This window comes from Psychrobacillus sp. FSL K6-1415, assembly GCF_038003185.1.
Taxonomy (GTDB): domain Bacteria; phylum Bacillota; class Bacilli; order Bacillales_A; family Planococcaceae; genus Psychrobacillus; species Psychrobacillus psychrodurans.
The window spans coordinates 3,614,956-3,638,250 of the sequence record NZ_JBBOOQ010000001.1 but is presented as its reverse complement, the minus strand read 5'-3'; the positions used below and the strand labels follow the sequence as shown (position 1 = coordinate 3,638,250).

25 protein-coding genes and 1 pseudogene are annotated in these 23,295 nt (G+C 36.1%); 17 read left to right on the top strand and 9 right to left on the bottom strand.

All coding sequences use genetic code 11. The annotated features are described in order from the left end of the window. Positions 1–53: 53 nt before the first annotated feature. Positions 54–671 (top strand): NUDIX hydrolase, encoded by a 618-nt coding sequence (locus MKY60_RS17820; RefSeq protein WP_093495901.1) that lies wholly within the window; start codon positions 54–56, stop codon positions 669–671. A 459-nt stretch (positions 672–1,130) separates the two neighbouring features. Further along, positions 1,131–2,237: an HD-GYP domain-containing protein gene (locus tag MKY60_RS17815; protein WP_340880553.1), complete on the top strand. Its 1,107-nt coding sequence runs from the start codon at positions 1,131–1,133 to the stop codon at positions 2,235–2,237. Positions 2,238–2,313: 76 nt separating this feature from the next. Here the strand turns inward: MKY60_RS17815 and MKY60_RS17810 are convergent, their stop codons facing one another. Beyond that, entirely contained in the window at positions 2,314–3,282 is a 969-nt protein-coding gene (locus MKY60_RS17810) for a sugar phosphate isomerase/epimerase family protein (protein WP_340880552.1), read from the bottom strand. A gap of 199 nt (positions 3,283–3,481) precedes the next feature. Here MKY60_RS17810 and MKY60_RS17805 point away from each other — a divergent pair, with 199 nt between their 5' ends. From MKY60_RS17805 to MKY60_RS17785, 5 genes are all read left to right on the top strand, one after another. Then, positions 3,482–4,465, top strand: a complete 984-nt coding sequence (locus tag MKY60_RS17805; protein WP_093495904.1) for a LacI family DNA-binding transcriptional regulator — start codon at positions 3,482–3,484, stop codon at positions 4,463–4,465. Between the two features lie 125 nt (positions 4,466–4,590). Then, positions 4,591–5,556, top strand: coding sequence for a substrate-binding domain-containing protein (locus MKY60_RS17800; RefSeq protein ID WP_090568709.1), 966 nt, complete (start codon positions 4,591–4,593; stop codon positions 5,554–5,556). A 78-nt stretch (positions 5,557–5,634) separates the two neighbouring features. Beyond that, entirely contained in the window at positions 5,635–7,149 is a 1,515-nt protein-coding gene (locus MKY60_RS17795; protein ID WP_093495906.1) for a sugar ABC transporter ATP-binding protein, read from the top strand. Continuing rightward, the gene (locus MKY60_RS17790) at positions 7,142–8,116 is read left to right on the top strand and encodes an ABC transporter permease (protein WP_090568715.1); all 975 of its coding nucleotides are present in this window, start codon (positions 7,142–7,144) and stop codon (positions 8,114–8,116) included. Before MKY60_RS17795 ends, MKY60_RS17790 begins: the two co-directional genes overlap by 8 nt. 10 nt (positions 8,117–8,126) lie before the next feature. Continuing rightward, positions 8,127–9,161, top strand: a complete 1,035-nt coding sequence (locus MKY60_RS17785; RefSeq protein WP_093495907.1) for a Gfo/Idh/MocA family protein — start codon at positions 8,127–8,129, stop codon at positions 9,159–9,161. A 98-nt stretch (positions 9,162–9,259) separates the two neighbouring features. Here the strand turns inward: MKY60_RS17785 and MKY60_RS17780 are convergent, their stop codons facing one another. Beyond that, on the bottom strand, positions 9,260–10,003 hold the full coding sequence (locus MKY60_RS17780; protein ID WP_340930857.1) for an SDR family NAD(P)-dependent oxidoreductase: 744 nt from the start codon (positions 10,001–10,003) through the stop codon (positions 9,260–9,262). 419 nt (positions 10,004–10,422) lie between these two features. Here MKY60_RS17780 and MKY60_RS17775 point away from each other — a divergent pair. The 4 genes and pseudogenes from MKY60_RS17775 to MKY60_RS17760 all read left to right on the top strand — a co-directional run bounded on the left by MKY60_RS17775 (position 10,423) and on the right by MKY60_RS17760 (position 12,428). Beyond that, positions 10,423–11,564, top strand: a pseudogene (locus tag MKY60_RS17775) (GTP-binding protein). After that, on the top strand, positions 11,561–11,710 hold the full coding sequence (rpmG, locus tag MKY60_RS17770) for a 50S ribosomal protein L33 (RefSeq protein ID WP_090568728.1): 150 nt from the start codon (positions 11,561–11,563) through the stop codon (positions 11,708–11,710). Before MKY60_RS17775 ends, rpmG begins: the two are co-directional and overlap by 4 nt. Positions 11,711–11,762: 52 nt before the next feature. After that, positions 11,763–12,032: a 30S ribosomal protein S14 gene (gene rpsN, locus MKY60_RS17765; RefSeq protein ID WP_090568730.1), complete on the top strand. Its 270-nt coding sequence runs from the start codon at positions 11,763–11,765 to the stop codon at positions 12,030–12,032. A 42-nt stretch (positions 12,033–12,074) separates the two neighbouring features. After that, positions 12,075–12,428 (top strand): hypothetical protein, encoded by a 354-nt coding sequence (locus tag MKY60_RS17760; RefSeq protein WP_093495911.1) that lies wholly within the window; start codon positions 12,075–12,077, stop codon positions 12,426–12,428. A 189-nt stretch (positions 12,429–12,617) separates the two neighbouring features. Here the strand turns inward: MKY60_RS17760 and MKY60_RS17755 are convergent, their stop codons facing one another. Continuing rightward, a complete protein-coding gene (locus tag MKY60_RS17755; protein WP_340930856.1) occupies positions 12,618–13,049 on the bottom strand; it encodes a MarR family winged helix-turn-helix transcriptional regulator in 432 nt (143 codons plus the stop codon). Between the two features lie 117 nt (positions 13,050–13,166). On the opposite strand from MKY60_RS17755, the gene MKY60_RS17750 reads away from it, so the two are divergent. Continuing rightward, on the top strand, positions 13,167–13,754 hold the full coding sequence (locus tag MKY60_RS17750; RefSeq protein ID WP_241600097.1) for an NAD(P)H-dependent oxidoreductase: 588 nt from the start codon (positions 13,167–13,169) through the stop codon (positions 13,752–13,754). A gap of 99 nt (positions 13,755–13,853) precedes the next feature. Here the strand turns inward: MKY60_RS17750 and MKY60_RS17745 are convergent, their stop codons facing one another. The 3 genes from MKY60_RS17745 to MKY60_RS17735 form a co-directional block, all read right to left on the bottom strand. Next, positions 13,854–14,420 (bottom strand): permease, encoded by a 567-nt coding sequence (locus tag MKY60_RS17745; RefSeq protein WP_340880545.1) that lies wholly within the window; start codon positions 14,418–14,420, stop codon positions 13,854–13,856. Between the two features lie 278 nt (positions 14,421–14,698). Next, positions 14,699–15,091, bottom strand: coding sequence for a rhodanese-like domain-containing protein (locus tag MKY60_RS17740; protein WP_241600093.1), 393 nt, complete (start codon positions 15,089–15,091; stop codon positions 14,699–14,701). 20 nt (positions 15,092–15,111) lie between these two features. Next, positions 15,112–15,531 carry a MarR family winged helix-turn-helix transcriptional regulator gene (locus tag MKY60_RS17735; RefSeq protein ID WP_241600091.1) on the bottom strand — a complete coding sequence of 140 codons (420 nt, stop codon included), beginning with the start codon at positions 15,529–15,531 and terminating at the stop codon, positions 15,112–15,114. 221 nt (positions 15,532–15,752) lie between these two features. Between MKY60_RS17735 and MKY60_RS17730 the strand changes: the two genes are divergently transcribed. Then, positions 15,753–15,995: a hypothetical protein gene (locus MKY60_RS17730; RefSeq protein WP_093495913.1), complete on the top strand. Its 243-nt coding sequence runs from the start codon at positions 15,753–15,755 to the stop codon at positions 15,993–15,995. 34 nt (positions 15,996–16,029) lie between these two features. Here MKY60_RS17730 and MKY60_RS17725 read toward each other — a convergent pair whose 3' ends face one another. After that, on the bottom strand, positions 16,030–16,563 hold the full coding sequence (locus tag MKY60_RS17725) for a dihydrofolate reductase family protein (protein WP_241600089.1): 534 nt from the start codon (positions 16,561–16,563) through the stop codon (positions 16,030–16,032). Between the two features lie 406 nt (positions 16,564–16,969). Here MKY60_RS17725 and MKY60_RS17720 point away from each other — a divergent pair, with 406 nt between their 5' ends. Beyond that, the gene (locus tag MKY60_RS17720) at positions 16,970–17,128 is read left to right on the top strand and encodes a hypothetical protein (RefSeq protein ID WP_340930855.1); all 159 of its coding nucleotides are present in this window, start codon (positions 16,970–16,972) and stop codon (positions 17,126–17,128) included. 230 nt (positions 17,129–17,358) lie between these two features. Here MKY60_RS17720 and MKY60_RS17715 read toward each other — a convergent pair whose 3' ends face one another. After that, positions 17,359–17,685 (bottom strand): nucleoside triphosphate pyrophosphohydrolase, encoded by a 327-nt coding sequence (locus MKY60_RS17715; protein WP_340930854.1) that lies wholly within the window; start codon positions 17,683–17,685, stop codon positions 17,359–17,361. A 796-nt stretch (positions 17,686–18,481) separates the two neighbouring features. Between MKY60_RS17715 and splB the strand changes: the two genes are divergently transcribed. Continuing rightward, positions 18,482–19,510: a spore photoproduct lyase gene (splB, locus tag MKY60_RS17710; RefSeq protein ID WP_340930853.1), complete on the top strand. Its 1,029-nt coding sequence runs from the start codon at positions 18,482–18,484 to the stop codon at positions 19,508–19,510. A 124-nt stretch (positions 19,511–19,634) separates the two neighbouring features. Here splB and MKY60_RS17705 read toward each other — a convergent pair whose 3' ends face one another. Further along, on the bottom strand, positions 19,635–20,528 hold the full coding sequence (locus tag MKY60_RS17705) for a LysR family transcriptional regulator (protein ID WP_241600083.1): 894 nt from the start codon (positions 20,526–20,528) through the stop codon (positions 19,635–19,637). 119 nt (positions 20,529–20,647) lie between these two features. Here MKY60_RS17705 and hutG point away from each other — a divergent pair, with 119 nt between their 5' ends. Together hutG and gltS are read left to right on the top strand one after the other, a co-directional pair. Next, positions 20,648–21,619: a formimidoylglutamase gene (gene hutG / locus MKY60_RS17700; protein ID WP_340930852.1), complete on the top strand. Its 972-nt coding sequence runs from the start codon at positions 20,648–20,650 to the stop codon at positions 21,617–21,619. Next, positions 21,616–22,809, top strand: coding sequence for a sodium/glutamate symporter (gene gltS / locus MKY60_RS17695; protein ID WP_090568799.1), 1,194 nt, complete (start codon positions 21,616–21,618; stop codon positions 22,807–22,809). Before hutG ends, gltS begins: the two co-directional genes overlap by 4 nt. The last annotated feature ends 486 nt before the right edge of the window (positions 22,810–23,295 follow it).

Here is a 23,295-nt window from a genome sequence, read left to right as displayed (position 1 = left end):
TAGTAAATTTAATGATACGATATTAGAATAAACTTATCATTGGGGGAGATTCCGTGTTTTTGGATAAGCTAAAGAAGGAACTGCATTACAAGCAGCCGCTTTTTATAGGAGAGGATACAGCGCTACGTTTTGCTGTTTTAATACCACTTGTGCAAGTGGATGACGAATGGCATGTTTTATTCGAGGTGCGTTCATTAACCATGAGAAAGCAACCAGGGGACATTAGCTTTCCAGGTGGTCGAATCGATCCTACAGATGCATCTCCAATGGAAGCTGCAATAAGAGAAACACATGAAGAGCTAGGGGTCGATCCGAAATGTATTCAAGTTCTAGGACAGATGAGTGCATACATTGCATCTCCATCTTTTGTTGTCTATCCCTTTGTTGCAACGATTGACCATCATAAAATCGAATCTTTTAACAGACATGAGGTCGAGGCGGTATTCACTATTCCAGTCAGCTGGCTTAAAAACCATGAGCCTTACATGCACACAGTTTCTGTCCAGCCGATGCCACCTATGGATTTTCCATATGACAAAATTGTCAACGGTGACAAATACCAATGGAGGCCGAGAGATATAGAAGAATGGTTCTACGACTATGAAAAATACACAATTTGGGGTCTAACTGCGAGGGTGTTAAAGCATTTTGTAGAGACAATTAAATTATAATATTTCAGTATAAAACGACCTTTATTGTGAGATTAATAGAGCCCGTGTAGTGACGACATCACTATCACGTGCTCTTTTCTTTTATATTTAGAAGTTGAAGAATCACTCAGATGTTACGAGTTTATATGTTCGAGTCGTTCAAAATTAATTGTTTCAATTAAACCCCCAAATAATTATGTGATATTAAATCGTTTTTTAATAAAAAACGATTTAATAGATTTGAACGGAAAGGCTCCGCCTAGAGCATAAATAAACGCTGTTCGGATTACTTTACGTATAAAATGGACTTACTTATTTATTAATTTTATAAAAATTTTTAGGCCTAGATGCCTAATGCTATTCTTTTTTATCTTTAAATATAATATAATAGGACTACTATTAATTATTACCTTTAGTATGTACAGGTTGCAAAATTTAAGTACAATTGACTCATTAAGCTTAAAGTGGGGAGTTTGGGCGATGCGATTAGTAAAAATAGATAAGTACAAGCCAGGAATGAAATTGGGTAAACCAATATTGAATGACAATGGTAAAATTTTGTTAGCAAAGGGAGTAGAACTGATAGATCGGCTCATCCCAAAATTGAAAAAGTATAATGTTTCAACCATTTACATAGAAGACGAAGTATCTGAAGGGATAGAAATTGTTGAGTCTATACCAGAAGCGTTACGTGTGGAAGCTTTACATACAATTACCGAGGGGTTTCAAGCATTAACGGACTTGAATCAGTCAAACTCAAATCTTCAGGGAATGATGAAATCAAGTAGAGCAATACGTAGCTTTCAAAAGGTTTTTAAGGATATAGTTGCATCACTCACGGACAATCAGCATGCATTAAATTTATTGGCTACAACAAAAGTACACGAAAACTACGTATTCAATCACTCATTGAACGTTTCTATATATGCGTGTCAGCTTGCACTCGAAAATGGGTTACCTCTTAAAAATGTGGAAGAAATCGGAATGGGAGCTATGCTACATGATTTAGGAAAAGTACATGTTCCTTTAGAACTATTAAATAAACAAGGTGAATTAACAAATGAGGAAAATGCCATAGTCAAACAACATTGTGAAAAAGGTTTTGAGGTACTACGAAAAATTCATGAAATTCCATTAACAGTTGCTCATTGTGCATTTCAACATCACGAAAGAGTAGATGGTACTGGCTATCCTAGGGGATTAAAAGGTGACGAAATTCACAAGTATGCGAAAATAGTTAGTGTTGCAGACGTGTTTGATACAGTAACTAATCCAAGAGCCTTCAAACCGGCAGTGTTGCCACATCAAGGACTCGAGATTTTGTATGCGGGAAGTGATACGCAGTTTGACACACATCAAGTTAACTTGTTTAGAGAATGTATCGCCATTTATCCTCCGGGCTTAACCGTTACATTAAATGATGGTCGTACAGGTATTGTTTCAAAATATAATTATAATTCAGCTGGTCGACCAGTGATCAGAATTACCAATAATGAAGTAAATGAAAATGTTTCCCCGTATGAACTTAATCTAGGAGCACGGGAAAACCTGATGCTTGAGATTGTAATGGCAGATGCACTGATTTAGGTGGTGTGTTTTAAATAGGGCACCAGGTTCTTATTGAGTTTAAAATTGTGGCTAGAACCCGGTTCCCTTTATGGCTTTACGTCCACCACATCTGACTGATAGAATCTTTCACGATAATGGGTTTTAAGTTTTCAACTGCTTTTGTGAACCCCTCTTCGATCGACATTAATCCATCCTCATGTTCGATACTTACTACATAATCATATCCATATAATCGTAGAATACTAATGATGTCGGCCCAAGTTTTTTGATCGTGTCCAAAACCAACAGATCGAAAATACCATGCGCGGTCACGCATATTGGCATAATCGGTCATATCCGTAAGTCCATTTCGGTTCATATTTTGCTGATCTATAATTGTATCCTTTGCATGGAAATGATGGATGGCATTCTCACGTCCGAGAATTTTTATGGCCTCAACTGGGTCAATGCCTTGCCACCACATATGGCTAGGGTCAAGGTTAGCCCCAATCATAGGTCCGCATGCTTCTCTTAATCGCAATAGTGTTGCAGGAGTATGTACAGAGAAACCACCATGTAGTTCTAAACCGATCTTGACATTAAGTTTTTGTGCTAAATCATTTTTTTCTTTCCAGTATGGTATAAGTTTTTCTTCCCATTGCCATTTTAATATTTCTTGGAAATCATGTGGCCAAGGTGCTACTGGCCAATTAGGATAGAGGGCATTTTCATGATCACCCGGACATCCCGAGAATGTATTTACTACAGGCACATCTAGTTTTGATGCAAGATGCATTGTTTTTATAAATAATTCATCAGCTGGACCAGCAATTTTTTTCTGTGGGTGCAGAGGATTTGCATGGCAGCTTAACGCGCTAATGATTAAGCCATGATCACTGATCTTTTGCTTAAAGCTCTCCAATTTCGTATCATCGTTTAACAATTCATCCACTTTACAATGAGCATCGCCAGGATATCCACCAGTACCTAATTCAATTGCTTCTATGCCCTTAGAAGAAACATAACTTAACATATCTTCAAAACTTTTATCGGAGAAGAGTACCGTAAAAACACCTAATTTCAATGAGAAAACCTCCTTTATTTATCAGAATATACTGTAATGTAAACCGTTACATTATTACCTTATATAAATTGTTCAAGTAAATCAATAGTTATTTCTAATGAAAAAATAGTTATTGACGCATAATTCGGAATATAATAACATGTAAATGTAAACGATTTCATTTTCCTTTTATGAAATCAGAGAAAGTGAGACTACGTAAATGACAAACATTCAGCAGGTGGCTAAACAAGCAGGGGTATCTGTAGCCACAGTATCAAGGGTATTAAACGGTCAAAATACTGTAACTTCGAAAACAAGAATTAAAGTAGAAGAGGCTATAAAAGATTTAAATTATGAGCCTAGTATGTTAGGGAGAAATTTAAGGAATTCAGAAAGTAGAATTTTTTTAATACTAATTCCGAGCATTTCTAACCCGTTCTATTTAGAAATTATTAAAGGAATTGAACATGTGGCGCTAAGTCAGAATTACAATATCCTATTATGTGAGACTGATTCAAATCCGGAAAAAGAAAATATTTACTTTGACCTTGTTAAGAAAAAAATGGCAGATGGAATTATTTCAATGGATCCAGCAGTTAATATTGAAACATTAAAAGAGCTAGCAGAAAAGTATTCCATCATTCAATGTAGTGAGTATAACGTTGATAGTGGGATACCTTACGTATCGATAGACAATGAAGAAGCATCTTATCGGGCGGTCAAGCATTTGATACAAATAGGTCATAAAAAAATTGCTCTAATGAATTCCGATGAAAAATTTTTATATGCAAGACAGAGGGAGATGGGTTACCAACGAGCATTAGAAGAACATGGTATTCCTTGGAATGATGATTATATTATTTATACAAAACAACTAGGATTTGAACATGGACAACAAGCAGTGAAAAAGATTTTAGCAATACAGGATCGTCCAACAGCAATATTTGCTGTATCGGACCTTTTGGCAATCGGAGCACTCAAAGAAATAAATGCATCTGGATTACATGTACCAAATGATGTAGCAGTAGTTGGTTTTGACAAAATCGATTTTTCTAGTATGACAAACCCAACGCTCACTACGATTGCTCAGCCTATGTATAAGATGGGTACTGTGGCTGGGGAAATGTTAATCGATAAGATCAGAGGTAATGTCGTGGATAGTGTCATATTGAACCATGAACTAGTTCTTCGAGAGTCTACGTGAGAATGTACAACTAAGGTTATTGCTCTGTTATTAAATGGATATTAATAATAGAGCGTTGCCCTTAGTTTCACATGTAATCGATTACAAAAAGGGGAGCTTTTCATAAAAACAAAGGGGGAATGGTGTTGAAGAAGTTTCTGATCATATGTTTATCTTTAGTAACAGTTTTTAGTTTAGCAGCATGTAGTGATAATAAGAATTCTGCAAATGGAAAAGAAGACGATACTCTAAAAATCGGTATTTCTTTACCTTCAGCAACACATGGATGGATGGGAGCACTAATTGATAGTGCTGAAAAGCAAGCTAAAGCACTTAAAGAAAGTGATGGCATTGAATATGTAATGACGAATGCAGCTGACCCAAATAAACAAGCAAATGATGTAGACGATTTGATAGCACAGGGTGTGGATGTTATTGTCATGCTCCCAATTGAGTCTGCAGCACTTTCACCTGTAGGACAAAAGATTAAAGATGCGGGAATTCCTTTAGTAATAGTGGACCGTGAGCTTGAAAATGATGCAGCTACAGTTGTTGTAAAAGGCGATAATGAAGGTATTGGAGTAAATGCGGGTAAATATTTTGTAGAAAAGTTAAATGGAAAAGGAAAAGTTGTGGAAATTTCCGGACCACCAAGTTCAGTTACAGAACAACGTGGATCAGGATTTAAAGAAGCGATGGAAAGTGCAGAAGGTATGGAAATAATTGCTTCACAAAGTGGTGACTTTTCTACTGAAAAATCGCTAGAAGTGATGGAAAACATTTTACAAGCACACCCGCAAATAGATGCAGTATTTACACAAGACGATGGAATGGCACTTGGTGTCTTACAAGCTATCAAAGAAGCTAAGCGAACAGACATCCAATTTGTAACAGGTGCTGGTGGCGGAAAAGCTGTATTTGAAGATATCAAAGCAGACGGTTTTATAACAGCAACCTTCCTATACTCTCCAACGATGGTAGAGGATGCAGTGAAGATTGCGGCAGATATTGCAAAGGGTAATGATCCAGAAGAATCTATGGTAGTCAAAGAAGCTACTCAGGTAACAAAAGAAAATGTGGATGAGTTCTATGATCCAGAATCTAAATTCTAAATGAATATTAGGAAATACAATAGTTGTGCAAACAGTTGTTGTATTTCCTCTTTTCCTATATTAGGAGGGATAAATACCATGACTAAAAATCCTTATATAACAATGAAGAACATGAAGAAGTCATTTAATGGTGTACCCGTATTAAAGAATGTGACTCTTCAAATTGAAAAAGGAGAGATTCATGCATTGTTAGGTGAAAACGGTGCAGGTAAATCCACTCTGATGAATATTCTAGGGGGAGTTCATCAACCTGATAATGGCTCTATCTACATAAACGATAAGGAAGTTAAGATGAGCAATCCAAGAATATCGCAGGAGCAAGGGATTAGCTTTATCCATCAAGAACTAAATATGGTAACAGATCTCAAAGTGTATGAAAATATGTTTTTAGGTTCTGAACTTCGAAACAAAATGGGATTTTTAAAAGTAGAAGAGATGTGCCAGCAAACACATGACATCTTAGCTAAGCTAGGTGTGGACATAGACCCAAAGGAATACGTAAGAAATTTAGCAACTTCCTATAAACAACTGATAGAAATATCGAAAGCCTTGCTTCATAAATCCACCATTATAATTATGGATGAGCCAACAACCTCATTAGCTGAACATGAAGTGAATCGATTATTTGAGTTAATGAAGAATTTAAAGAAATCAGGCATCTCGATTATTTATATTTCCCACAAACTGAAGGAAATAAAAGCAGTTTGCGACCGTTATACCGTATTACGTGATGGAGAAATGATTAAAAGTGGAGATGTAGAACAAGAAGATCTAGATACAATAACTAAGCTAATGGTTGGAAAATCAATTTCCCAAAATCGATTTGTACATGAACATACATTTGGTCCAGTATTGCTAGAGGTGAATAATTTAACTAGCTTTGGATTATTTAAGAACATTCATTTTCAGGTGAAAAAAGGAGAAATAGTAGGCTTTACTGGTCTAGCAGGGGACGGCCGTACAGAACTTTTTGAAAGCTTATTTGGATATCGAAAGAAATACACTGGTGAAATAAAGATCAATAACCAGTTGATAAAAATAGATCACCCACGAAAAGCGGTGGAAGCAGGAATAGGTCTTGTTCCAAAGGATCGCAAGGAAAATGCAATCATTAAAGATTTAAGTGTGATCCATAATATGAGCTTGTCATCTATAGGGAATTTTGAGAAATCAGGATTTATTCTAGATAATGCTGAGAGAGATAAATTTCAGTACTATAAAGAGCTGTTGAACATCAAAGTTCACAACCCACGTATTACAATCGATAAGTTAAGTGGTGGTAATCAGCAAAAAGTCATCATCGCCAAATGGCTTGAAGTCGGAGCGGATATACTAATCTTCGATAACCCTACCCAGGGAATAGACGTAGGGGCAAAACAGGAGATTTATCAACAAATTGTGGCATTAGCTGAACAAGGGAAATCGGTGATTATATTGTCCTCAGAGGCACCCGAGGTAATGAGAATTTGTCATACGATTAATGTGATGTACCAAGGGGAAATAACAGCACGATTTAACGGAGAAGAAGCAACGGAAGAAGAAATTATGCATTATGCAACCGGCTCGAAAAGGGAGGCCGCTAAAATTGGCTAATACAAATGTAAAAGAATATAGTCCGCAAGTTTCAAGTGCAAAAAGTCGTCTTACATGGCTGTGGTCAGAATATAGCGTCATTATTGCTTTCATCATTATTTTTATAGCATCTACTATTATGAATCCTAGATTTCTAGATATTAATAACCAGCTAAATATACTAATGCAGGTTTCTATAATTGGAATTGTTGCATTGGGTATGACTGTCGTTATGCTTTCTGGTGGAATCGACTTATCGGTCGGATCCGTGCTTGCGCTAGTCGGTGTCATCACAGTTTTAGCGTTAAATGCGTCAGGAAGTATACTTGTTGGGATTTTTACTGCATTAGTTGTTGGTTCATTTGCAGGATTCTTAAATGGATTAATGGTTGCAAAAGGCAGGATTGCTTCGTTTATTGCTACATTAGGAATGATGGCGGCAGCACGCTCCATTGCGTTATATATTGCAGAAGGTGGAAGTGTTTCAGGAGAGGTTAAGGGGTTTACTGCCATCGCGAATAATGACTTATGGATATTTGATTATCCAGTTTTAATTTTCTTTGCCATGACCGCGTTGGTATATATTTTGATGCACAAAACGAGGTTTGGAAGATATGTGTATGCACTTGGAAGTAATGAAAAAGCTGCTATGCTTTCTGCAATTCGAGTGGACCGTATTAAAATTGCTGTGTATAGTTTGGCTGGGTTATTGGTAAGTGTAGCTGCTATCATTGAAACGTCACGCTTAAATTCTATTTCATCCTCAAGCTCGGGAGTTCAATATGAGCTCGATGCGATTGCTGCCGTTATAATAGGTGGAACAAGGATGACAGGTGGTCGTGGGAAGATTATAGGGACACTTTTCGGAGTACTCATTTTAGGAATTCTAAATAATATGATGAATTTAATGAATGTTTCTCCGTACCTACAAGGATTTGTAAAGGGCCTAATCATAATTATTGCTGTAGTATTCCAAAAAAGAGAGTAGGTGTAATCATATGGGGTTAAAAGTAGGGATTATTGGGTGTGGGTCAATTACTAAATTGCGCCATGCACCAGAATATAAAGCAAATCCATTCGTGGATGAAATCTTTTTTTATGATCGAAACCCTGAACGTGCAGAGGCGTTAGCAGTCATGTTTGATGGTACAGTAGTACAAAGCGTGGATGAATTATTTACAGATCCCACGATACAAGTAATTAGTGATTGTTCTTCGAATGAATATCACCATATATTTTCCACTAAAGCACTATTAAATGGGAAGCATGTTCTGTGTGAAAAGCCAATTTCCCTTACAATTGAACATGCAAAAGAAATACTTGATGCCCAAAAGCAATCCGGGAAAAAATTTATGGTAGATCATAATCAGCGATTTACTCGCGCGCATCAAAAAGCGAAAGAAATCATTAAAAGTGAAGAACTTGGTAAAGTGCTGACTTTTAGAACAACTTTTGGACACTCGGGACCGGAACAATGGGGAATAAATAAATCAAATTCCACATGGTTCTTTCAAAAGGAGCGTTCTGGTCTTGGTGTTGCTGGAGATTTGGGAATCCATAAAGTGGATTTATTGCATTACTTATTAGATGATGAAATTGAGCAGGTAAGTGCCTTCCAGGGAGCACTCGACAAAGTCGATGAAAATAACGAACCGATAGAAGTATGCGATAACATCGTATGTAGTTTAAAAACAAAAAAAGGTCGTATAGGTACTGCTACGTTCTCTTGGACATATTATGGTGAAGAAGATAATAGTACAATTATCTATTGTGAGAAAGGCATTTTGAAAATTTATCATAGTGAACAGCATCAATTAGAAGTGATTACAAAAGATGGAGAGAAAATACAATATCAACTAGAGAATATCCAAACAAATAACAATCAAACAAATAGTGGTGTAATCGATGCATTTATCGAATGTATTCGCTTTGACCAACAGCCGCTTGTCACTGGAGAGGATGCATTATCTTCGCTAAAAGTCATTTTAGGTATTATAGAAGCGGCTGAAACGAATGCGGTTGTAAAGATATAAAGCACAAGGGTTAAATTAAATTTAATATAAAAGCCGTTTTCTGAGTGAACAGAAAACGGCTTTTATATTATAATTATGATTTTTTTTTGTGAACCTAACTATTTCGCAGTATAGCCGCCATCAACGTGAATAGTAGTACCTGTTACGAAGTCATTTTCTGCTAAGAAGACAACTGCGTGAGCAATTTCTTCAGGGTTACCAAGGCGACCCACTGGATGTTTTGCTACTAAACCATCATAGAAATCACCTAATGATTCTTTATTTACTAAACCTGATTCGATGAATCCCGGAGCTACAGCATTTACGCGAATGTTACGATCAGCATATTCTAATGCAACTGATTTTGTGATTAAGTTAACTGCACCTTTGCTAGCTGCGTAAGGGATTGACGTTGGTTCCCCAACAGTACCTAAAATCGAGGACGTATTAATAATTGCACCGCCACCAGTTTTTAACATTTCACGAAGTGCATACTTAATACCATAGAATACACCATCTTGGTTTACGGCGATAACACGTTTGTATTCATCATCTGTTAATTCGTGTGTAGGTTTTTGAATACCAATACCAGCATTGTTGAAAATAATATCTAGTTGACCAAATTTATCAACCGCTGTTTTTACAAGGTTTTCAACAGATTGCTCGTCTGCTACGTCTGTACGTACAAATAATACATTTTCAAACGTTTCTTTTAATTGTTGTACTACAGCTTTACCAGAATCCTCGTTGTAATCACCAATAACAACTTTTGCACCTTTTGCTAAAAAAGCTTTTGCAGTAGCTAATCCTATACCAGAAGCTCCTCCTGTTACAACCGCTACTTTATCTTTTAAATCAGTCATGATAAATCCCTCCAATTAGTTTATATAAAAATTAATAACAATCTAATTGTATTCCTCTATTTAAGATATTTCAAATTAGAGAATCCTAATTATAAGATAAATATTAAACGAATATTAGCACTTGGTGAAGATGGTGTAGTTTTAGGTTATTGACCTATCTCGAACTATCTTATAATATCCAACAACCTAGCCCTTCAAACATTTATAATTAAGGTTCTTTCCAGTTTTGTTTCCATAGGAAATGAAACGCCAGAATATTAAACGAGTTGATAGCACTATTTTTTTGAACTAATATTAGTATCAAATTTATTATAGCTTGATAATAATACTTGCAGTTTGTTTGGAAACAATATAATATTTAAATAGTAATCGTTACTATTTACAATTCGATACAATTGTGTTGAATGGTTAGGAGAAAAATGGAGAATAGAATACCGGTAACAATATTAAGTGGATATTTGGGTTCAGGAAAGACAACTTTACTGAATCATATTTTACAAAATCGTCAACGGCTTAAAGTAGCGGTCATCGTAAATGATATGAGCGAGGTGAACGTTGATGCTTCTTTGGTAAAACAGGGTGGTTTTTTACGTACGGAGGAAAAGTTGATTGAAATGCAGAATGGGTGTATTTGCTGTACGCTTAGGGAGGATTTGGTAATCGAAGTGGAGAAGTTGGCTCAACTTGGAGATATTGATTACATCGTAATTGAGTCCTCTGGTATCAGTGAGCCTGTTCCGGTAGCTCAGACATTTACTTACATTGATGATAGCCTGGGCATCGATTTATCAAAGTTTTGTAAACTAGACACTATGGTTTCTGTCATAGACGCAAATAGATTTTGGCAAGATTTTTCTTCTGGAGAAACGTTGCTAGATCGTAAGGAAGCAGCGACTTATGACGATGTACGGGAAATAGCCGATTTACTTATTGACCAGATTGAATTTGCGAATGTATTAATTTTGAACAAGGCTGATTTAGTTGATGAAGAGACAATAGGCGAGTTAAAAGCTGTCCTTAAAAGCTTTAATCCAGATGCGAAAATCATAGTGACAGTAAACGCAAATCTTGCTTTAAACGAAGTATTGAATACAGGCTTATTCGATTTTGAAACATCCAGTCAAGGAGCGGGGTGGATTAAAGAGTTAAACGAAGAACATGTTCCTGAAACCGAGGAGTATGGTATTGCCTCTTTTGTCTATCGAAGTCAAAGACCTTTTCATCCAGAGCGCTTAATGAATTGGATTATGGATTGGCCAGTTGAAGTGATACGGACTAAAGGATTTTTATGGCTAGCAACTCGGGATGATACTGCTGTACTGCTATCTCAAGCTGGGCCATCTCTAGGGATAGAAGGAGCTGGAAATGGGATATGGAGTATGGCATCAAGATGACAGAACTAGTATTTATCGGAATAGATATGGACCAGCAACAAATCACATCCGACCTAAACCATTGCTTGTTGACAGAACACGAGTATGCACAGGATTGGACTAGTTTTTCTGATCCACTACCAGCTTTTGAAATTGGTATTCAGATTAAAGAGGAGGAAGTAAGATGAGAGTAAATATCACGTTGGCCTGCACAGAGACAGGTGATCGCAATTACATAACGACCAAAAACAAAAGAAATAATCCAGAGCGTATTGAATTGAAGAAATACTGTCCAAGACTTCAGAAGGTGACACTTCACCGAGAAACGAAATAAAAAATTTTACGTAATTTTAAAACGTAATGATTACGATATAGGAGAGGGTAAAATGGCAAAAAAATCAAAAGTGGTAAAAGATAAAAAGCAACAGAAAATGGTGGCCCATTACGCAGAGCTTCGTAAAGAACTGAAAGATAAAGGGGATTACAGGGCACTAAGCAAGTTACCGAGGGATTCTTCACCTTCACGCTTGAAAAACCGTTGTGAATTGACTGGTAGACCGAGAGGTTATATGCGCAAATTTAATATGTCACGTATTGCTTTCCGAGAGCTTGCACACAAAGGACAAATCCCTGGAGTTAAAAAAGCAAGTTGGTAATGAAGTATTGAGGTATTATGTACTAACAGGGAGGTGAGGGAAATGAACGAACGATTAATAGAGTTTCTCTTAAGAAGTGAAGTCGCAAATCTCCCAAAAGAAAAACAACGCCTTTATAAGTTTATTGTTGATGCAGAAGACTGCTTGGTCGATATAGCGGAAACAGTCGATGAGTTTCAACAGTTGTTAGTGAAACACTCTCCATATGAACAGGCAGTACACCATTTCAACATACCTTTCAATGAGATTGTATACATGATGGATGAAATTGAAACGGAGCTTAACAGAAAAGTTAAAAAGCGATGTGAAAAAGTGGAATGGATAGATTATACGGACCAATTTTCTCGAAGCGTTACAGCTAATAGCAGCAAACGCATATATTTGTTTATCAATTAGTGGAGTTAGTTATTTTCAAAATGAATGTATGGACAATAAATAAATTTCCTAAATAACAAGAAGTGAAAAAGAGACCTGAACGGTCTCTTTTTCATGAAGTTATGTGTTTAAATCCTAGATAATCATTTCGTAGTGAGGATTATCTATAACGAACTAAACTATTTATTAATCCTTCATTTTAAACTTGTGCTATGGATAAAATAGTTTTGTTTGAAGAATATCCATAGCACGTTCAATATCATCTAAATCTTCTTTGGAAGCATTCTCTAGTCGCTTTAGAAAACGAGATTCTATAGTTGCAAAAGCTTCGTTCATCAAGTCTTCTCCATCATTAGAAAGACGAATATATTGTTTTCGTCGATCTTCGGTATCATTTAATTTCTCGATTAAATTTTTCTTACTTAACTTGCTGAGCTCACGACTTGTGTTCGGCATAGACATGTTTTGACAATCGTTAATTTCACTTGGCGTCACTGGTTGACTAACTGAAATATATTCAAGAATGCTATATTGAACCTGCGAAATGGAGTCTGACTTCGCATTTTTTGTTAGTTCATGTGTTACTCGATGAACAGAAGATGTAAATGATACTAGTTTATAAAAAAGAGCATTTTTGTCCATTTCTCTCACCTCTTATAGACAAGGTAACAAAAATGTTATCGAAAAACAATTATCATTTGATAATTAAATTTCTTCGTGCTATTATTTAGTTATCAAATGATAACAAAGAGGTGCGCTATGAAGATGTTGTTAATTTACACATATCCAAATCACAAAAGTTTAAACTATGCATTTTTACAAAAAGTTATTGAGGGGAGTAATGAAAATGCCAATATAGAGGAGTTGCAGGTTTTAGATTTATATGAAGAGAATTTTGATCCTCTACTAGTGTTTAACGAGCAAAAGCGAAGACGTGATATGTATACTGATCCAAATATTGAAAAATATAGAAAACAAATTATGTGGGCAGACAAAATTGTTTTTATCTATCCAATATGGTGGGGGAGACCACCCGCAATGCTATTGGGATATATAGATCAATTATTTTCCTCTAATTTTGCTTATAAAGATAAGAAGGGACTTTTTCCAGAAGGACTTTTAAAAGGAAAGTCTGTAGTATGTGTGTCTACCATGAAGGGACCAACTAATTATCCATTTCTTTGGTTGAACAATTCTCACAAAATTTTAATGAAAAGAGCACTATTTAATTTTGTTGGTATCAAGAAAGTGAAGTTCTTTGAATTTGGAAATATGGAAAGTCCGAAGGGAAATCAAAAGAAAAAGTTAGAAAAGGTTTATAATTATTTCAAAAAGATTGAGCATTAAGAAAACCGAAAACGATTTGAACAACAAGATAAGTACATGAAAGTCATAAAATGATTAAATGGCATGATTCGAAGTAACACTGAATCATGCCTCATTTAGTTACATGAAAGCATTAATAAATAAAGACAGAAAAAGAAAGGTAGTCATGGCACATCCAGCTGCAATGCCTTTTCCTCTACGTTCTGGATCTGCCGATTGGAGTGCGTGCCTAAAGTAAAAAAAAGAGCCCGCAGAAATAAGGAGAAATTCTAATAGAAAGCTTGCTGAAACAGATTCCCATAGACCGAAACCAAGAAGCGGAAAATCACCTACATTTCCAGGGAAAATAGGCATATCCGGTCGATGAACGATCAAATCAAGAATCCAATGGCTAAATACGACGGCTCCTGTTATAACTGCTGATTTTTTACCCCAAAATACTCCTGCAAGATACGCAGCTATTATGGAAAGAAATAGTGCCCCAATGAAGGAATGAGTATAGAATGCATAAATCATCGCATTAGCATATCCACCATCGCCCAATGGCTCTATCGACTCTTCACCTGCTAAACTAAATGGTACAAAGGCAATATCAAGCAATTGGGAGCTGACTAGTAGCGACCAAAGTGGCAGTTCTGGAGCCTTACTTTTAACAACAGCGGCAACTCCAAAGTGTCCAGCGAACATCTCAACCACCTCCTTAATAATAACTTTAATGAAGCACTTCCATTATAACTTGCCAGTGCAAGTGGTATTATAAAGTATTTGTAAATTTTTCAGATAATTGCGTACTGTTAGTTTGTTATCTTATAAATGGAGATATATTAAGAAATTTCATATGGAGGGCATTAGTATTGATAAAGTAAAGTGAAGAGTTAATGGCTGACGGAGAATATTATAAAAGCTTAAAGGAGATTAGAATTTTCTAATCTCCTTTAAAGCGACTCCAATTCACTTTGGAACACTCAACATCCGCAATTATCAGTTACTTTAGTATCTTGGGCTATTTCTGAAACAGGAAAGTCCATCTCTTGCCAAGCTGCAATACCCCCGGTTAACTCTTTAACTTTATAATCTCTTTCTAATAACACTTTCGCTACTTTGGCAGCAGTATTGCACCAGACATCCCAGCAATACACAATAATTTCCTTGTCCTTTGGAATTTCACTTAAGCGATTTTGTAATTCTTGTTCTGGTATAACATTCGCATCTTTTATAGTTAACCTTCTTACATGGGCTGGACCGTTTCTAACATCGATTAAAAAGTATTTTTCGGAATCCATTTGGTGGGATTTCAGAAAATCCATAGGGCTTATAGTTGCTTCGAGACGTGCATTAAAATAATCTAGTGCGTTCATATTTGATATCCTCCTATTTTCTACAGTGAGCTCCAAACTTTAACAAGGAACTCTTTAAACAATTGTTTCTCTTGCTGATTTAAAGGGGTTAAAACTACCGATTCTACATGGCTCAAAAACTCCCACCGGGAATCCAGTACTTCTTTTCCTTTCCTGGTAATTACAAGGCTATATGATCTTCTATCCTTAGGATTTTTTGTCCTCTCAACAAATCCTAGGGTTTCCATATGATCAATATGACTCACCATGGTTGTGCGATCGATCTGTAGGTTTTCAGAAATGTCTTTTTGTGAGGAGTAAGGATTTCCCTCAATAAATAAAAGTACTCCATATTGTCTGGCGTTAATAGTGAAGTCGACAAGTCCATCAGCAAACTTACTTTCCATTTCCTGTAATATCTTTCCAAGTAAAAAACCATAGGAATTATTCCATTTCTCCATTTTAATTTTCATCTCCCATATTAATCAGTTTAATATATAATCAGTTTAACTGATTAATTTATGGAAAACAAGTATCTAAATTTTATAATCTGCAGAAGAATATCTATATAAAGTCTTCCAAAGAAATAAGAGAAGTTTATGTGAGAGGAAACTAAGTTATACTGTAGGAAATTAGATTAAGTACTGAGATTCATAATTTCGGTTGAACAGGAGTTATTAAAGTGAAAGAATTCAAAGTAACTTACTTTTTTGATGAAAACCATTATATAAGAAGATTTATCAATGTTGAGTCTCAAGAAAAGGCGGTAGAGTTAATTCAAAAAGAAAGGGATGAATTTATTTCATTTATCGATAGCAGGGGGATATACCATGAACTGAACACCAGCGGAGTTAGAGTGACTCAAATATCGGAATATCACAGAATAGATAAAACAAAGAAAGCATTAGGGTCTGATAAAACCTGATGCTTTCTTCGTTTTGCTATCTTGTCTTTGTTGTTTACCTTTTTACTTCATAATGCAACTCAGCAAACTGATTAAAACGATTGATGCTTTTTAAGGTAAGCTCTAATTCAAAATCAACTTCTTTAAACAATGGAATCCCTTTTCCGATTAATACCGGAGACACTGTAATAATTAGCTCATCCACTAATTTTTCATTGATAAATGAGTGTATTAGATCTCCACCACCCATTACCCAAATACTTTTACCTTCTTTGTTTTTCAAGTGATTCGTTAAATCGACAACATCTCCACTGAAAAATTTGACGTTCTCATTATCCTGACTTAAGGTTCTGGAGAAAACATAGCATTCCTTACCCTCATAAGGGAAGCTTTCAGTTTCTTGTTCAAGGAGCCAGTCGTAGGTACGTCTGCCCATAATAACCGTATCTACTGTGTCATAGAAGTCAGAATATCCATTATCTCCTTCACCATCTACCTTAAACAACCATTCCAAAGAGTCGTCCTCTGTGGCGATATATCCATCTAAGCTTGTTGCAATGAACAATACTAGTTTTCTTTGATTTGTCATAATAATCTCCTTTTAATTTGATTTCTAGAGAGACCACACCAAACAGGTTATAGATATAATAACGGAATTTCTTTCAATATGGGTTGTTGAGTGGGTTGCACAACGTGTCTGGTAAGTTCTTGTGTAAAAGTAGTATAAAGGTACCCGGGTTAAGATACAACACAGAAAAAATTCTAAGTAGTGTGGAAGTGGTGTCTAACAAAGGGAGCTTTAAAATATAGGAGAAAATAAATGAAAATCTCGTTTCATAAATATCTAACTTCACCAAGGTTCTGAGTGAATCTTGACCTGTTTCCGGTTTTGGGATAGAAGGAAAATGCTTGAATCATGAAGGTTTTAATAAAAAATGTTAGAAGTGAATTTTTTAGGGAAAAGAAACATTAAGAAGAAAAATAGGAAGGTGAATATGATGAAAAAAGAGTCGAACCATGAAAAGGATTCAAATCAAAAAGATCTAACTGTTGAGCAAGGAAAGTCCAATGAGTTAAGTGAAAAACAGAAAGAAGAACTTCAAGTGAAAGATGGCCAAAATGATCATCATGTGGATGAACGGGGCGGAAGATAAGTGTAGAAAGTTAATAGGATGAAATCCATGACTTCATGTGGCATGCTAACTTAAAAGAATCAAACAATAAAAACACCTTTCATTTAAGAGCAGGTATACCTAATCATTAATGGAAGGTGTTTTTTCTATGGGAGAAAACCATAAGAGGTCCAACCATAGTCATGCTAATGGTCGAATAATACTTGTTTACTATTCGTGTATGTAGGTTTTCCTACGTAATAAGCCGTAACTTATTTATCCTCAACTTCTATCAAATAAATGCCTTTCTCAAATCCACCACGTTTTTGTTTCTTAGCAATACGGACTTTCTCTAAATCCTCGTAAGTTGCTTCGTGAAGAGGAAGAGCAGCATGAATTAACTCTAAAATGTCAGCTAGTTCCTCTAATGCAGATATATGGTTCATCGTTCTTTGGAACTCCTGTACTTCTTCATGTAGTTTTTTCTTTATTTCTGTTAAGTGTTCGGAAGGATCAAGTGTACGTGTCGTGAATTTGCTTCCTGAGTTTTCGATGACCTGTGGTATTAGGTCGCGTACTAGCTTGTTATAGACGGGCATTGGGTATCCTCCTTTTTCTTTTATTATAGAGAACATTGGATTATTTGAAAGGGAAGTTTTAGGGGATAAGTTTTTTTGGTGGCATAGTTAATATATCTATTGCTCTTTCTCTAACAGATATTGTTATGAGTTTGATTTTCTTACGGTGGTTAAGAAAATCATTATTCGTAGCTGTCGCTGTATAACCTATGTATTTGTTGAATACAAAAAAGTTTCTGTATACAATGAACTTAGAAACATAATATAAAAGACTGGATACGCTAATATCCAGTCCTACAACTGCTAACCGCAGAAAGAGCGGTTGGTCCTGGGCCTAAAATAACCGTCGAACCTTTGCTGAGGGACGGTTATTTCTTTTTAATAAAGAAAATAATCAATGTCACAACGATTGAAAAAGTTGCTAAAATTACAGCACTTAGCTGTTTCAACAAGCTGATTGCTTCGTATGTGGTCAATGGCATCACCTCCTTGAAAGGAAGTGACAAACCACCCGCTCTGCTATGCAATTGTGCCTTTATTATCACTTAAGAAAATGAACGTTCTGTATTATATCGAAGATCATATTAAATAAACTATCCAGGAAAGAAACAATCAGTAATGTTTCCTTTCTGGATTTTTTAATACTTCGCAAGAAACATTCGTGTTAGTTTGAAAAAACATGAATATCTAAACATTCGTGTTTGTTTGCTACACAGGGACAAGCACAATTTTCATAATTTCTCACTTTTAAGACAAGCTATAAAAAAAGAGAAAGGTGATCGAATGGATTATAATTATGGAATAGGTATTATGCAATATGAATAAGCCCTTCGTACCGCAGCTTGTATATTTTGAACCCAATGCACTAGATTATCCGCTTGGAAAAGAACTGAAGCAAAAGTTTGAGAAAATGGGGATTGAAACGCGTTTTACGACTTCGCACAATCAAATTCGGGATTTGCCTGGGGAAACGGATGCTCAAAAATATCGTATCGCAAAATCCACCTTAGTCGTTGGTATTCGAAAAACGTTAAAATTTGATACGTCCAAGCCTTCGGCAGAATATGCAATCCCGCTTGCGACAGGGTGTATGGGACATTGTCATTATTGTTATTTACAAACGACGATGGGCAGCAAACCGTATATTCGAACTTACGTAAACGTGGAGGAGATTTTCGAAGCGGCGGATCGCTACATCGAAGAACGAGCACCTGAGATTACTCGGTTTGAAGCTGCGTGTACATCCGATATTGTAGGGATTGATCATTTAACGCATTCATTAAAAAAAGCAATTGAACATATTGGTCAAACAGAATTGGGTAGATTACGTTTTGTGACGAAATTCCATTTTGTCGATCATTTATTAGATGCCAAGCATAATGGGAATACCCGATTCCGTTTTAGCGTAAATGCTGACTATGTCATTAAAAATTTCGAGCCGGGCACATCTCCTTTGGATAAAAGAATTGAGGCAGCAGGGAAAGTGGCAAGAGCTGGCTATCCGCTAGGCTTCATTGTTGCTCCCATTTACCTTCATGATGGTTGGGAGGATGGCTACCGCAACATGTTTGAACGACTTGATAAGGAATTGCCACAAGATGCAAGAGATGATATTACATTTGAATTCATTCAACATCGGTTTACAAAACCCGCGAAAAAAGTGATTGAAAAGAATTATCCAAAGTCAAAACTGGAGTTAAATGAAGATGAAAGACGCTACAAATGGGGTAAGTATGGAATTGGTAAGTATATTTATCAAAAAGACGAAGAGGATGAAATAAAATCTCGTCTATACGGCTATATGGAAAAGTACTTTCCGAATGCGAAGTTAGAGTATTTTACTTGAGCAATCATAAAAAGCGTAAGGCTTCTGGGAACAGAGGCTTTACGCTTTTTTTTGTTGTCCCTGTGTAAGAAACATTCGTGTTAGTTCAAACAAACACGAATGTTTGAATTTTCATGTTTGTTTGCTACACAGGGAGCACATTAAAATACTGCTTTGTCTTATTTATAAACGTATGAATAGCAGGTGATACGTAGCGGTTTTTTAAATATGTTAAATAGACAGTTCTTTCCAGTGCAGGTGAATTAATAGATTTTTTTACAAGTGTATTATCTGGGAGGGCTTGAAGATAGTTTTCTGGAATTAGCGTAATTCCAATACCTTCTCGTACCAGACTTAATGCTGTTTCAAAGCGTTCAATCTCGTACTTGATGGTAGGAATTATATCTTCCATTTCAAAAGCATTCAACACATCTTCTCTTGTTTGAAAACCTTCACTACTAATAATGAACGGCTCTCCTACAAGGTCTTTTAATGTTACTGATGAATTATTTGTTAACGGATTGCTTTCATGGAGTACTAATACGAGTTTTTCATTATATAAAGGAATGGTTTCGATATCGTTCTCTTGAATAAATTGATTTGTTATGATGGCGTGTGTCTTGTAGTTTCGTAACGAATTTTTTACATTATCACCACTTAGAACTTCGGTTAATTTTATGCGCATATTGGGAAAATCATCATTGTATTGAAGAATCACCTTTGGAATCCAATGCTTTACTGACTCAATCATTCCAAGTTGTATCTCCCCACTTCCTATATGCTTTACTTCATCCATTTCTTTTTTTACCCTGTCCATCTCTAATAAAAGTTGAACTGCTTTACTATATAAAATAGCTCCTGCCTCAGTTAACTCAATGCTTCTCGTATTACGATCAAGAATTTGAAAGCCTAAATCACTTTCTAAACTTTTTATGGCATTACTAAGGGATGGTTGAGATATATGCAGTTTTTGTGCTGCTTTAGAAAAGCTCTTATAGTCGACAATCGTCACAAAATACGCCAGCTGTTTTAAATCCATAAATGTCACTCCTATTATTTATAGTTTCAAACTATATATTTATAGTAATTATATATTAGAACTAATAAATGTGTTGATTTATAATTGATAAAAATATAAATTCATAAATTTCAGAAAGGATGAATGGTTTGCTAAAAAAAGTAAATGAGGATATTTGGTTAGGTCGGACTGATCATCTTGAGAATAGAACAAGTTTCCGATATCACCAAATTGTTGAATTGGAACAAATAGAAAAGCTTGAATCCTTAAATGAAACTTGTGTAATTATCGGTTTTGAAAGTGAAGAGGGTGTGCGTAGAAATAAAGGTCAACTAGGAGCAGCAAAAGCACCTAACGCATTACGGTCAGAATTGGCAAAGCTACCCTGGAAACTTTCTAAAGAAAAACGTCTTGCAGACATAGGGACAATTGAGTGTATTGGGAATGGCCTAGAAAAAGCCCAACAACAACTTGGGGAAGTAGTTAATAAAGTTCTAAATAAAAAAATGATCCCGATTATTCTTGGCGGCGGTCATGAAACCGCTTACGGACATTATCTCGGTGTTCGGAATCATATTGGAGAAGATGCAAAATTAGGGATTATCAATATTGATGCACACTTTGACTTACGGCCATACGATGAAAAGACTTCTTCGGGGACGATGTTCAGACAAATACTTGAACAAGATGAAAATAGTAATTATTTCGTTCTTGGTATCCAACGATACGGGAATACACAAGAGCTATTTGACAAGGCAGATGAATTAGATGTTACCTATATTTATGAAGAGGAAATGCATCATGGACAGTTTGAACAAGTAAATACAGCTTTAGAGAAGTTCATCCAAAAACATGACTATATTATGCTGACGTTATGTACGGATGTACTAAATGCTGCATTTGCACCTGGTGTAAGTGCTCCATCACCGTTTGGTTTGGATCCGACTATTGTTCGTGCGATTATCAAGGCAGTAATTTCCCATGATAAGGTGTTGTCTTTTGATATTTCCGAAGTAAATCCGGCCATGGATGAAAATAATCGAACTGTAAAACTCGGAGCATATTTAACAAATGAAGCAATTACATCATTTTTTAGGAGGAAGAAAGAATGACACTAGCTCTTGACCAAATTACAACAATCTTTCTTTCCATAGCACTTTTGGTTTTAGGTACATACCTAGTAAAGAAGGTTGGATTTTTAAATAAGTTCTGTATACCCGCTCCAGTGGTAGGTGGATTACTATTTGCATTCCTCGCTACAATAGCCAAATCGTTTGGTTTGTTTGAAGTTACTTTGGATACATCTTTACAAGGATTGTTTATGCTGACCTTTTTTACTACAGTTGGCTTAGGTGCAAGTTTTAAACTGGTTAAATTGGGTGGGAAGTTACTAGTTATTTACTGGCTAGCTTGTGGATTTTTAGCGCTTGCCCAAAACACAATTGGTGTGTCTATGGCATATTTGTTTGACCTTCACCCTTTAATAGGAATGATGGCTGGAGCAGTTTCAATGGAAGGTGGACACGGTGCAGCAACTGCATTTGGACAAACTGTTGAAGACTTGGGCATTAATTCGGCACTTTCTATCGGTGTAGCAGCTGCTACGTTTGGTCTCGTTGCAGGGGGACTTATTGGAGGGCCAATTGTTAAATATCTTGTTACAAAGTATGATCTGAAATCAACGGAAACCGATGATGATACACCACAGGTTGATCTTGAGGAAAATAATAAAGCAATCAAAACGAATACATTTTTCACACAACTACTGCTAATCACTTTCTGTATGGCACTTGGTACATACTTAGGAGGCTTGTTCTCCTCAGCAACTGGATTTGTTCTTCCTGGATACGTTGGGGCTATGTTTGTAGCAGTTATCGTGAGAAATATTGTAGATAAGGTTAATCCTAAAACCGTAGATATGAAGAGTATCGGCTTAGTAGGTGATATTTCTTTAGGTATCTTCTTATCCATGGCACTAATGAGCATTAAACTATGGGAAATAGCGGATTTGGCGCTTCCTTTAATCGCAATCGTCATTGTCCAGGTTATATTCATTGTTCTTTTCGGTATCTTTGTTTTGTTCCGTCTATTAGGAAAAGATTACGATGCTGCTGTTATGGTAGCAGGATTCACCGGACATGGCTTAGGTGCAACACCTAATGCAATGGCGAATATGGCTGCTGTAACCGAAAGATTCGGCCCATCGAAAAAAGCATATCTAGTCGTACCAATTGTTGGAGCATTCCTCATAGATGTGTTTGCAATGCCTATTATTATTACGACAATTAACTTATTCCAATAAACGATAAATAATCCCTTGTTCATGTTGTTGAACAAGGGATTAATTATCGTCCTTGAACATTCGTGTTTGTTTGCTAAATCAAGAACAATCAACAACTTGCGATTTGTGTTCCTGATCTTGCGATTTCTCGAAAGTATATTGCGATTCTCGAGGTAGACCTTGCGATTAGAAGCACTTGACTTGCGATACGCACAAAAACATGAGTCAACTTGCGATTTGTGTTCCTGATCTTGCGGTTTTCCGAAAGTATATTGCGATTCTCGAGGTAGACCTTGCGATTAGAAGCACTTGACTTGCGATACGCACAAAAACACGATTCAACTTGCGATTTGTGTTCCTGAACTTGCGGTTTTCCGGAAGTATATTGCGATTCTCGGGGTCGACCTTGCGATTAGAAGCACTTGACTTGCGGTATGCACAAAAACACGATTCAACTTGCGATTTGTGTTCCTGATCTTGCGGTTTTCCGAAAGTATATTGCGATTC